Annotated in this window: 17 protein-coding genes; 12 read left to right on the top strand and 5 right to left on the bottom strand. The window is 37.1% G+C overall.

What is annotated here, in order from left to right:
• Positions 1–158 precede the first annotated feature (158 nt).
• Together KHM83_RS18890 and KHM83_RS18885 are read left to right on the top strand one after the other, a co-directional pair.
• Complete coding sequence (locus KHM83_RS18890) at positions 159–731, top strand: hypothetical protein (RefSeq protein WP_213238594.1); 573 nt, start codon at positions 159–161, stop codon at positions 729–731.
• Between the two features lie 87 nt (positions 732–818).
• Positions 819–1,301: a hypothetical protein gene (locus KHM83_RS18885; protein ID WP_213238593.1), complete on the top strand. Its 483-nt coding sequence runs from the start codon at positions 819–821 to the stop codon at positions 1,299–1,301.
• A 12-nt stretch (positions 1,302–1,313) separates the two neighbouring features.
• On the opposite strand, the gene KHM83_RS18880 is transcribed toward KHM83_RS18885, so the two are convergent.
• Positions 1,314–1,979, bottom strand: coding sequence for a Crp/Fnr family transcriptional regulator (locus KHM83_RS18880; protein WP_213238592.1), 666 nt, complete (start codon positions 1,977–1,979; stop codon positions 1,314–1,316).
• Between the two features lie 176 nt (positions 1,980–2,155).
• On the opposite strand from KHM83_RS18880, the gene hcp reads away from it, so the two are divergent.
• The 3 genes from hcp to KHM83_RS18865 all read left to right on the top strand — a co-directional run bounded on the left by hcp (position 2,156) and on the right by KHM83_RS18865 (position 4,650).
• Positions 2,156–3,784, top strand: a complete 1,629-nt coding sequence (gene hcp / locus KHM83_RS18875; RefSeq protein WP_213238591.1) for a hydroxylamine reductase — start codon at positions 2,156–2,158, stop codon at positions 3,782–3,784.
• Between the two features lie 136 nt (positions 3,785–3,920).
• Entirely contained in the window at positions 3,921–4,274 is a 354-nt protein-coding gene (locus tag KHM83_RS18870) for an iron chaperone (RefSeq protein WP_213238590.1), read from the top strand.
• A gap of 22 nt (positions 4,275–4,296) precedes the next feature.
• Positions 4,297–4,650, top strand: coding sequence for a DUF2200 domain-containing protein (locus KHM83_RS18865; RefSeq protein WP_213238589.1), 354 nt, complete (start codon positions 4,297–4,299; stop codon positions 4,648–4,650).
• 10 nt (positions 4,651–4,660) lie between these two features.
• Here the strand turns inward: KHM83_RS18865 and KHM83_RS18860 are convergent, their stop codons facing one another.
• Positions 4,661–5,371, bottom strand: coding sequence for a Crp/Fnr family transcriptional regulator (locus tag KHM83_RS18860; protein ID WP_213238588.1), 711 nt, complete (start codon positions 5,369–5,371; stop codon positions 4,661–4,663).
• Between the two features lie 155 nt (positions 5,372–5,526).
• Here KHM83_RS18860 and KHM83_RS18855 point away from each other — a divergent pair, with 155 nt between their 5' ends.
• The 4 genes from KHM83_RS18855 (at position 5,527) to KHM83_RS18840 (ending at position 8,017) form a co-directional block, all read left to right on the top strand.
• A complete protein-coding gene (locus tag KHM83_RS18855) occupies positions 5,527–5,964 on the top strand; it encodes a flavodoxin domain-containing protein (RefSeq protein ID WP_213238587.1) in 438 nt (145 codons plus the stop codon).
• Between the two features lie 22 nt (positions 5,965–5,986).
• Positions 5,987–6,658 carry an iron-sulfur cluster repair di-iron protein gene (gene ric / locus KHM83_RS18850; protein ID WP_213238586.1) on the top strand — a complete coding sequence of 224 codons (672 nt, stop codon included), beginning with the start codon at positions 5,987–5,989 and terminating at the stop codon, positions 6,656–6,658.
• A gap of 157 nt (positions 6,659–6,815) precedes the next feature.
• Positions 6,816–7,298 (top strand): permease, encoded by a 483-nt coding sequence (locus KHM83_RS18845; RefSeq protein WP_213238585.1) that lies wholly within the window; start codon positions 6,816–6,818, stop codon positions 7,296–7,298.
• The gene (locus KHM83_RS18840) at positions 7,298–8,017 is read left to right on the top strand and encodes a permease (protein ID WP_213238584.1); all 720 of its coding nucleotides are present in this window, start codon (positions 7,298–7,300) and stop codon (positions 8,015–8,017) included. Before KHM83_RS18845 ends, KHM83_RS18840 begins: the two co-directional genes overlap by 1 nt.
• Positions 8,018–8,022: 5 nt before the next feature.
• Here the strand turns inward: KHM83_RS18840 and KHM83_RS18835 are convergent, their stop codons facing one another.
• Positions 8,023–8,691: a Crp/Fnr family transcriptional regulator gene (locus KHM83_RS18835; protein WP_213238583.1), complete on the bottom strand. Its 669-nt coding sequence runs from the start codon at positions 8,689–8,691 to the stop codon at positions 8,023–8,025.
• Positions 8,692–8,827: 136 nt separating this feature from the next.
• Here KHM83_RS18835 and KHM83_RS18830 point away from each other — a divergent pair, with 136 nt between their 5' ends.
• A complete protein-coding gene (locus tag KHM83_RS18830; protein ID WP_213238582.1) occupies positions 8,828–9,151 on the top strand; it encodes a cupin domain-containing protein in 324 nt (107 codons plus the stop codon).
• A 40-nt stretch (positions 9,152–9,191) separates the two neighbouring features.
• Here the strand turns inward: KHM83_RS18830 and KHM83_RS18825 are convergent, their stop codons facing one another.
• Together KHM83_RS18825 and KHM83_RS18820 are read right to left on the bottom strand one after the other, a co-directional pair.
• Positions 9,192–9,701: an ImmA/IrrE family metallo-endopeptidase gene (locus tag KHM83_RS18825; protein WP_213238581.1), complete on the bottom strand. Its 510-nt coding sequence runs from the start codon at positions 9,699–9,701 to the stop codon at positions 9,192–9,194.
• A gap of 39 nt (positions 9,702–9,740) precedes the next feature.
• Complete coding sequence (locus KHM83_RS18820; RefSeq protein WP_246543205.1) at positions 9,741–10,148, bottom strand: helix-turn-helix transcriptional regulator; 408 nt, start codon at positions 10,146–10,148, stop codon at positions 9,741–9,743.
• A 182-nt stretch (positions 10,149–10,330) separates the two neighbouring features.
• On the opposite strand from KHM83_RS18820, the gene KHM83_RS18815 reads away from it, so the two are divergent.
• On the top strand, positions 10,331–10,861 hold the full coding sequence (locus KHM83_RS18815) for a hypothetical protein (protein ID WP_213238580.1): 531 nt from the start codon (positions 10,331–10,333) through the stop codon (positions 10,859–10,861).
• Positions 10,862–11,168: 307 nt separating this feature from the next.
• Positions 11,169–11,414 (top strand): hypothetical protein, encoded by a 246-nt coding sequence (locus KHM83_RS18810; RefSeq protein WP_213238579.1) that lies wholly within the window; start codon positions 11,169–11,171, stop codon positions 11,412–11,414.
• The last annotated feature ends 61 nt before the right edge of the window (positions 11,415–11,475 follow it).

Genomic DNA, 11,475 nt, shown 5'->3' with positions numbered 1-11,475 from the left:
GCCTCCATCTGCAAGGTTTTTGTGGAAGAAATGTTAAAATCCTTGCATTTATTATATCAAAAAAGCGTTTCAAAGTCAGTATTCTCAATGGTTTTAACTTCGTTCAGCAAGCCCTATTTAAATTGACTTGAATATTCAGTGGAATGGGGTGATTTCATTTGTCAATTAAATATAAAAAATGTCCGAAATGCGGTTCTACAAAAGTGCTTAAAATTCTTTATGGTATGCCAACCCATGAAGTGTTTTTAAAGGCAGAAGCTGGTGAAGTAAAGCTAGGTGGGTGCTGTGTAACAGGTAGTGATCCCGAATATTACTGTAAAGATTGCCACAATGAATGGAATAAAAATCAGGTGATTGATGTTGCGTATGATCAAATAAACGCATTGATAGCATCAGTTGGTGGATTCTTTGGCGGATATTATGAAGTAGAGATTAACTTGATAAGCAAAGAATTGAAATGGAAGCATTTTGGTGCTGGTGAGGAAGCAACTTATGAAAAAGGCATTCGCAATGCAACAGCGACTAAGGTCCTTGAGGAGTTGAAGGATATTGATGTGTTGAATTGGAAAGCTAAATATGTAGAACCAGATGTTCTTGATGGTACCCAGTGGAGTTTAGAAATTATTAGAAATGGACGTAATATCAAGAAGTACGGCAGCAATATGTATCCTGATGGCTGGAAAAGATTCTGTGAAATGATTCGACATACATCCGGAAGAAAATTTAAATGATAAGGGGATTATATAGTATCTGCCGATAAGGTAATTGAATTATTGGATAGATAATGAAGCTAGAAGAAACTTATGGAGGACAGATAAATGGCAACATTCACAGCACAAATCTTAATAGGACACGATCATGAATACCATGGTGGAATAATACCAAGTCACGGATTGTATTTGTCAGAGAATAGTAGACCGGTTTGGATACTAAAAAATCTTGATTTGTATGAAGAAGGAAATGACACGCAAATTATCAGATGGGTACCGACATTGGATAATATGCTTGATGATGCAATGCTATTGATTGGCATTCATGTAATTAAAGATGAAACAGTTATTAGGGTTGCAAGAGAGTTTTGTAAGGCGGATAATCTAAATGAACTAGAGCTTTATGAAGCATTTACGCCGGAAGATTTGAAAACATTGTATGAACTGGTTAGAACAACAAGAATTGAGTATAGCATTGCTTTAACGGTATTCAATGAGTCTCATATTATTAATCAGTATAAAGTGCTCGATTATTATGAATGCAGAGCGAATGTTTTTACTGTGGCGCATAGCAACTACAATAGAAGATAGTGTACATGAAGGTTATAGATTAAAAATAGAAGTATTCAACAATTCTACGTTTCGGCCGGAAATCTTAATCAACTGATCTTCAGCCATATTTTTAAGTTCTCTCGACACTGATGGACGAGCAACTCCGATGACATTTGAGATTGCGACTTTGGTGTGTCTTAATTCAAAGGTTGTTGACCCTAATTCTTTCGACTCATTTGACAAATATTTGATGAGTCTGGAGCGAACATCATTATATTGAAGGAGTTGTATCTTGTTCGAAAAGGCATAGATGCGTTCAGATAGAAAATGGATAAAATTGTTGCTAAAGATGGTACTTGAGTCCAGGACTCTTTTAATATCTGAAAAAGAAATATAAACGACATGACTATCCGCCTGAGCATATATGTTAAAAGGATATATTGAATCCGGTAAACTGTAAAGAGCTGCGCCAAATGATTCGTTAGTGCCAAAGGAATTGATGGTTAGTATTTTACCATCTTGAGCTAATTGCTGAGCTGTAAGAAGCCCATCTAGAATAAAACCAATGGAAGAACATTTCTCATTCTCCTGTACAATGATAGTGCCTTTTGGGTAATGAAATATTTTTAATTTTTCTACAATGAAATTTTGGGTAAAAGATTCATAGTCAATGCCTTTAAAAAGTGGATTTTCCAATAATTGATGAATCTGTTTCAAAGTTATCCCTCCAATAAGTGTAACAGCTGTTACAGATTTTCTCTGGCTTATATAATATACTATAACATATAGCGTTAAATTAGGATTGACTTTTTGTGACCATGTACCGATTTTTGACGGAGTATTCATACGGAAAAACCGATCAAAATTCAATATAGAATTCAAGGAGGAAAATCATGAGCATGTTTTGTTATCAGTGTCAAGAGACAGCAAAGAACACAGGATGTACAGTAAAGGGTGTTTGCGGTAAGAACGAAGAAGTTGCAAAACTTCAGGATTTATTGATCTATACCTGTAAAGGTATTGCAGAAATTGTTACGAAGGCAAATGTAGACGTCACCACGATTTCAGAAATTAATCATGAAGTGCTGAAAAGTTTGTTCATTACCATTACCAATGCGAATTTCGACGATGGTGCTATTGAAGAACAGATCAAGAAAATGATGACATTGCGTGATGAATTGAAAGGTCAAAATTCTGCTTCTGATCTTAATGAAGCAGCGACCTTTAATGTATCCGGAAGAGAGCAAATGCTGGAAAAGGCATCAGCAGTTGGTGTTTTATCGACTGAAAATGAAGATGTCAGATCACTTCGGGAATTGATCATATACGGACTTAAAGGGATGGCAGCTTACACACATCATGCACTGAATATTGGAAAAGAAAACAAGGAAATCTATGCTTTCGTTTATGAAGGTTTAGCATCTACACTTAATGATGGTTTAAGTGCTGATGAACTTGTAGCTTTAGTGCTTAAAACAGGAGAATACGGCGTTGCGGCAATGGCACTTCTTGATGAAGCCAATACATCCAAATACGGCAATCCTGAAATAACCCAAGTGGATATTGGTGTCAGAAACAATCCGGCAATTCTTATTTCAGGACATGATCTTACTGATTTGGAACAATTATTGGATCAAACACAGGGAACAGGGGTCGATGTATATACCCACAGTGAAATGCTGCCGGCACATTATTATCCATTCTTCAAAAAATATGATAACTTCGCAGGAAACTATGGTGGATCATGGTGGCGACAAGTTGATGAATTTGGACCTTTCAATGGACCGGTTCTTTTTACAACCAATTGTATCGTGCCACCTAGAAAAGATGAGATAAGAGACCGTATATTCACAACCGGTGCAGCAGGCTTCCCGGCTTGTGGTCATATTGAAGCAGATGAAAACGGCAAGAAAGATTTTAAAGTAATCATAGATATGGCAAAACAATTACCTTCACCAACTGAAATCGAGACGGGTAGTATTGTTGGTGGGTTTGCGCATAATCAAGTTTTTGCATTAGCGGATAAAGTTGTCGATGCAGTTAAGTCCGGTGCCATCAAAAAATTCTTTGTCATGGCTGGTTGTGACGGCAGGATGAAGTCTAGAGAATATTATACGGAGTTTGCGGAGAAGCTTCCTAAGGATACCGTGATCTTAACTGCGGGTTGTGCGAAATATAGATATAATAAATTGCCACTCGGAGATATCGGGGGCATCCCACGTGTTCTTGATGCAGGACAGTGTAACGATTCTTATTCATTGGCAGTCATTGCACTTAAACTGAAAGAAATCTTTGAACTTGAAGATGTCAATGAGCTTCCTATTGCCTATAACATTGCATGGTATGAGCAAAAGGCTGTTATTGTACTGCTTGCTTTACTATATCTTGGTGTGAAGAATATTCACTTAGGCCCAACATTACCTGGATTCTTGTCTCCAAATGTAGCTAAGGTTCTTGTAGAAACCTTTGGCATTGCAGGTGTCGGAACCGTTGAAGATGACATTGAATTATTTATGGCATAAGAATAGTCTTGGGTTATTATTTAGCACAATTATAAATTAGATAATAGAAATATAAGATATAAGCAGTGCCACATCGATATTATGAGATGTGGCACTGAATATCTTATGGAGGAACTGACAACAAAGGAGGGTGTAAATGGACAATTATGAAAACTGTATTGTACAATATATCTTAGATCAGCCGGAACGTATACGACCCCTGTTAAACCAGATTAGAGACTCGATTAGAAAGGTTCTTCCGAATGCAGAAGAACGGATATCCTGGAGAATGCCGACTTATTGGGACGGGCATAATATCATTCATTTTGCGGCGTTTAAAAATCATATCGGATTGTATCCGGGACCGGATGCCATTGTATACTTTGCAGAAGAACTAAAAGAATACAAGACAAGTAAGGGCGCAATTCAATTCCCCTATGATCGACCATTGCCGCTGGAGTTGATTACAAGGATAACAGCATGGTGTTATGAAACAGGGAATCACCATTAGAATAGATCGAAAGGAGTATGCAATGACTAATCATAAAATCTATAAAATGAGTTTTGCAGATATTTATCCCTTATACGTAGCGAAAGCCGAGAAGAAAGGCAGAACGAAAGATGAAGTGGATGAAATCATATGTTGGTTGACTGGATATAGTCAGGAAGAGCTTGAAGACCACCTATTAAAGCGATCAGATTGTGAGAACTTTTTTGAATCAGCAACGAATTTTAATCCTTTAAGTCGTTTAATTAAAGGTGTTGTTTGCGGTGTGCGCGTAGAGACTGTTGAAGAGCCACTTATGCAAAAAATTCGCTACCTTGATAAATTGATTGATGAACTTGCAAAAGGCAAGACGATGGCAAAAATACTTAGACATGAATAAAGGTTAATACTTATAGCCACATTTCCAACTTATCTTTTTTCACGAGCACGATTTTATTCTTATCTATAAAGCGAATCATACCGTCTTTTGCCAGACGGTTTAGATACCTGCTCATCGTTTCTCGGGTCATTCCGGCAAAGTTAGCCATATCTTCCCTGCTAAGGGGATTGTCGATAACCGGCCCATCTTCAGAAACGTAACCGAATTTTTCATATAGCTGAATAAGCAAAAAAGCAACTTTGGAATCTGTCTCCGTAATGGCAATGTTCTGAAGTTTATTTTCTATGTCAATCATTTTTTTAGATAACTCTGTCAACATGGAACGGCAGAGTTGAGGGTGTGTGTCAAGGATGGCATCCATGTCTTTTTTGCTGAGTGTGCAGAGATTTATATCACTCAGTGCAACGGCTGAAAAGTTATATGGTTCGTAATCAGTAAGAAGGTAATATTCACCGATGATGTCACCGTCAGACTGTAAGGCGATGATTTGCTCTTTGCCGATGCTGCTGGATCTTGTGAGTTTTGCGATACCGGTATTGATGATAAAAAGTGTAGAGGATTGATCGCCTTCATGCACAAAGGTGTCACCTTTCATGACTGTAATGTGGCGGACTTTTTTCAGAACCTCAATCATCTCCTGATGACTGAGCGATTTGAATATCGATACTTTGCTAATACATAATCCATGTGTACAGTGTTGACAGGTTTTTTGGTCGTCCATATGGCGATTCCTCCTTTCGATGTTTGATAGTTCTATCTTAACACAAATAAATGAGAATTAGAATCACTCGTGATTTGAATCACATACAGAGGCAACCATAGAGGTTAGAATAACACTACACATTACATTAACCGATACCAAATGGAGGTTATATTATGAAGGCGACGATTATATATTGGACAAGCACAGGCAACACTGAAAAAATGGCGACTTTGATTAAAAAAGGTTTGGATCAATCAGATACAGCAATAGAGGCTGTGATAAAAACAGTTGGGAACAGCATGGTAGATGATATCAGAGGAAGTGATGTTGTTCTTCTAGGATGTCCGGCTATGGGTGTTGAAGAACTTGATACTTCAGAAATGGAGCCATTTATTCGTATGAATGAAAAGGCGTTCAGGGGAAAATCCATTGCTTTATTTGGGTCCTATGGATGGGGAGATGGCGAATGGATGGAGTCTTGGGAAGCTATGATGGCTGATTTAGAGGTCAAAGTTGAACTGGATAGTCTGATTGTGAATGAAATGCCGGAAGGTCAATCGGAAAAGGATTGCATCGATTTTGGACAGAAAATCAGCAGGTTGAAAATCTAAAAATGATAGGAGTGTGCGTATAATGAAATTAAATCTGAAGATGACAATAGGTGATAGTGTAACGAAGTATCCTGTATTGGCAGGTGTGTATATGACGTATGGCATTGATTACTGTTGCGGTGGTGACAGGGAAATAGGTGTAGCAATCAAGGATTCTGCTGCGGATGAAAATGATATTATCCAATCGCTTAATGAAAAACTCATTGCTCTTGAAAAATCAGGAGAAAGTACGCTGCAGTTAAGTGAACTAAGCAATCACCAATTGATTGACCACATAGCTAATCAACACCATGCATTTTTAAGGCAGGCTCTGCCTGAACTTGGTAGCTATCTCTTTAAACTGATTGAAGTACATGGAGAAAATCATCCAGAACTTTTTGAAGTACACCATCTGGTAGGCGATCTTAGAACAGAACTGGAAGAGCATCTGGTCAAAGAAGAAAAGCAATTGTTCCCTTTAATTCAGGAACACAAATATGATGAGGCAGTTCGTCTAATAGATACACTCGAAAAGGAACATGATGCCGCTGGTGACATTTTAAAACAATTAACGGTGGTTACCGATCACTTTAGTTTGCCGAAGGACGCTTGCAATACGTATAAAGTGACTTACAAATTGTTACAGCAGTTACAGGTAGATATGTATCAGCATGTTCACAAAGAAAACAGTATCCTATTTAAGAGATTTGTTTAGGAACGATAAGAATGATATTTACAGAACCAGTCAATTTTGAGATTGGTTCTTTTTTTTTGCAAATATGTAGAAAAGTGTTACATGAGTAACTCTTATTTTCGTAATAGACAGCTAAAATGTAGATAGTTGATAAAACGTTGCATGGAAGGAGAACGATATGGATATATTTACAATAGGATTTTGGATTGTCGGCGGGATACTTTTTATCCTTTCGATTATCAAGGAAAAAGAAAAATCAAAAGAAGCGATGAAAAAATCAAGAGGTATGATGAAGAATATGATAGGAGATATTATCGGAATCATATTTATGATTGGCCTCATATTGACATTGATACCGCCGGAAACCATAGAAAGCGTATTAGGGTCAGAGAATCTATTGCTTTCGTCATTGGTAGCGGCAGTTGTGGGAAGTATTACGTTAATTCCTGCTTTTGTAGCCTTTCCTCTTGTGGGGTCATTTGTTGATGCAGGAGCAAGTATCGTTCCCGGCGTGGCTTTTCTGACGACCTTGACGATGGTTGGCATGGTGACTTTCCCTCTTGAGAAAAAAGAGTTCGGAACTCAGTTTGCAGTAACCAGAAATGTACTTAGTTTTGGGGCAGCCATTTCAATTGCCATTTTGATGGGAGTGATTTTATAATGAAAAGAATATTGAAGAATAAGCTCATGGTAATCATTGTCATGATATATGGGGTATTGATGATTTTTAAGAGTGAGATGGCCTATTCAGCTCTGGGAAACAGTACTTATTATCTGATTGAAATGGCTCAAATATTGCCGGTGATCTTTATGTTGACCGTTGCGATTGATGTATTGATTCCTAAGGAATGGATTGTTAAACGATTAGGCAATCAATCCGGAATGAGCGGTGCAGCCCTTGCCTTAGCATTTGGCAGTCTATCAGCTGGGCCTATATATGCAGCTTTTCCGATTGCAAAGACGCTCCATAAAAAAGGTGCCAGTGTAGGAAATGTTGTCATCATACTAAGCGCTTGGGCAGTGATTAAGGTCCCCATGCTAGCCAATGAGGCAAAATTCCTCGGTCCGGACTTTATGGCAGTAAGGTGGCTTTTGACAGTAGTATTCATCTTTGTCATCGCCTTGATTATGGAGAAATCTCATATCAAAGTAAAATCTGAAGTTGAAATCACCAGAGAAGATGTTGTTATTCGACAAGATTATTGTGTAGGCTGTACTGCCTGTGCAAAAGCACTGCCAGAAATCTTCATGATGAAAGAAGGGAAAGCCTATGTCATTAATCCAGATTTGAAATTGACAGCACTTGACGATCGTAAGAAAGAATATTTGATTACAGTTGCTGATAAATGCCCGTCAAAAGTAATAGAAGTCAATGGGTAGTGGTGTTATTCCAGAATATCAGTATTCAGAATCTGGATGGTTTTGGCATCGAAGGTGATCAAATTTTCAGCAGCCATCTTTTGGAGCTCTCTGGATAAAGAAGTTCTACTGACCCCGAACATTTCGGCCAAGGATTTCTTGGACATGGTTATTGTAATATTATATGAATCTTGCAACTTGGATTGCTTGGATAAATAAGTGATGATGCTTTGGCGAATGGTTCTGCTGATTCGGTTTTTCATCTTGGTTCCAATAAGAACAGATAGGTCGGAGATAACCTTGATAAACTGCATAAGAAACGTGGGATAGCTATTGCATAATTCGAAAAGGACATCTTTTTGAACGACAATAACTTCAGTATATTTCTTTGAAGTGATGGTCATGGGATAGAAATCCGTACTCGAAAAGATCAGATTTGCCCCAATAATATCACTTTTGCCAAAATGATTGACAGTCATGAGGTCACCGGATAGACCGATACGCTCGATTACGATTTCACCTTGCATAATAATTTCTATTTGAGTGCATTCATCACCTTCTAAGTGAATGATTTCATTTTTGTTATAGGACTGTTTTAGAAATTTACCACTTGCTAAATAATCGGATAGGAGCATTGGCGGCAGGACGCCTAAAATTGTTTTTTCATATTGTGTTGTAGAATGATTTATCGACATGAATGTACCTCCGTTAACAAAACTATATAACCTAACAATAATACAAACTAATGGGAAAAAGTGTTACCAATGTAACTTAATTATATAGAATTCTGAAGTATAATGGAATCAAATAATGAAAGTGAGGACGAAAAAGATGATTGAAAAAGTATATAAATACAGTACATCGGATGATAAGGCAGTCGAAAAACTGATTATGGATGAGAATGTTAACTACATTCATATGGTATTTGGCAAGGAGGAAGGCCTTCCGGAACATTATTCCAATTCGAATGTGTATATGAATGTTATTCGGGGAAAGCTAAGTATCGGTCTCAATGATCAGGAAGTCCATGTCTATGAAAAAGGCACTTTGCTGGAAATACCTTATAATACGAAAATGAATGTGGGAAACAAAGATGAAGATGTTTTGGAGCTTGTTGTGGTTAAGGCACCAGCACCGCAGAATTATAAGAAGTAGATTTAAGATAAAAAAGATTAAGATGGGTACCAACACCACCTTAATCTTTTTTTAGAAAATCAGATTGTATATTCAAAGGAATTTCATAATGTCTCTTAGTGTGTTTCATCGTCATTAATCTTATTGCAAGCAGTTGTGGATCTGTATGAAGCAGCTTGACTGTTTCATAGAATGTAAAACCTTGTTCAAATGAGTCCAAGATATCAGATTCTGACAGGAGCAATTCAGCTGCAAAAACATTAGCTTCATATTCAGGCTTACTTTTCATATCATAGATGGCAAATTCTTGCAATGTCTGGCTTTTGGAGAGGTGCCTGTGAAGTTGGTCGTGTCCAAGTTCGTGGGCACAGACTATTTTCTGTAATGGTTCAGAAATGCCTTCATTGATGACGATAAACCGGTTATGCCCATCTCTTTTATAAAATCCTTTCAGATTGCCAAGGTCCATAAAGAGAACATCGATGTTCATATTACTGGCGATTTCAAAAGGGTCTCTAGTCGCATATTTTTTAACAAGTCTTGTTGAGCGTTCTATAATGTAATCGTTCAAATAATTCCCCCTTGCAGAGTTTCAAAGAAATTACTTTTCTTAGTCTCGGTATTTTTTCGGAGTATATTTTTTGTTTTTTTCCTTCGACAACCAATATATTTCGGTGATGGCTTTGAAGACCTTATCTTGGTCAGCTTCACTCAATTCTCCACCGGCAAAGAGTAGAGCTGTATCGTTAATAAACGATTCAGCCTTTTTTTTACCTCGATATCCATACTTTTCTTTTGCTTCTATTAAGAACGCATCGTTATCGGATAATAGATAATCAGTAGAAACACCAAACAATTCGCAGAGTTTCATAATTATGTCCTTCTTGGGCTGCCTTTCATCATTTTCATAATAAGCAATAGTACGAACGGTAACACCTAATTCAGTGGCAAGATCAGGCTGGGTCATGTTACGTTCGCTTCGTAGAAGCTTAACTTTACTTCCTAATGTTATAGTCATAGTACACACCTCTTCTAAAAACATGAGTTATAAATTTTGTAAAATATCATAAATATTGACATGAACAAATGGTTCATGCATAATGAACAAACAGAACGTATGTTCGTATAAAATAATAGCATGAAATATTGCAGTAAGTCAACAAAAACAGTAGAGAAATCAGTAAAAGAGGTGAGGTTAAAATGGGAAAGACAACGAATGGACTTGAAAGATTAATGAACTCTTTCAAGGTTTATGATGAGTTTGATGAAAAGGTATATCATGATGCTCATTTGCTTCTTGATATATACTCAGACGTCTTATGGGGCATGAACAATAGCTATACGAATATTGTTCGTGAGTGTAAAGAAATATATGGCAATTCTTCAATTATGGTATTGGATGTCATTACAGAGTTTGGTTCGGATTTGAAAGCGAAGCTGCTGCATGAACAGCTTGAAGATACAGAAGCAAGTAAAGTGATTATAGAGATTATCAATGCAGCAATGTTCAAGTTGGTGACGTATCCAAACAAAGGTGAGCGGTATCATGAAATATTGAAGACTACATATTTTTCGGAAAAGAAATACTCTGAGAATGAAATACTGGACATTTTGAAACTATCAAGATCAACCTATTTCAGGCAACGTAAAAAAGCTATATCACTATTTGGTGTTATTTTATGGGGATATGTATTACCGGAGTTTATAAGCAATAACAACGTGGGACAATAATGGGACTGAATTGATACTAAATAGAGACTGCTTTGGTACTGACATGGTATTGTCAATAGGGTATGATTGATATGCTGGAAGAAACAGGCATATTTTAACCTCTGTGTTCACGGAGGTTTTTTAATACCCTTTTTCAGCTAAAATAATATAACGGGCAAATTATAGGCTAGAAGTCATAACGACTTCTGGCCTTTTTTTATGCCCTTTTTTAGGAGGAAAAATGACATATACTGATTTTGTTTTTATCCGTGGTCCATAACTTTCTATTTTGAAATGAAAAAACTCATGACAAAATAGGAGGTTTCAAATGAATCATCAAAATGATCAAAATAAAGAATCAAGGAAGTATCTCATCCCGGTGGACGGAAAGTACTATGAAACAACAAAAGAAATCTATGAGGTCTATTATCAGATGGATCGAAGAGAGCGGTACTTAGAAGAAAGGGATATCAAAAAAGGCGTTAAATCATTCAGTGATATAAGTAGTGCAGCATGTTTTAGTCCACGTGATTTGACTTTGCCTTGCTCTTTGGCTTTGTCAATGCCACGATGAAATAGCTCCCTTGTTTTGCCGTAGTCATTTGTTACAATACATATAGCATATATGTATTGAG

Origin of the sequence: Fusibacter paucivorans (assembly GCF_018390735.1) — a bacterium.
Lineage (GTDB): Bacteria > Bacillota > Clostridia > Peptostreptococcales > Acidaminobacteraceae > Fusibacter > Fusibacter paucivorans.
This window is presented reverse-complemented; position numbering and strand designations above follow the sequence as displayed.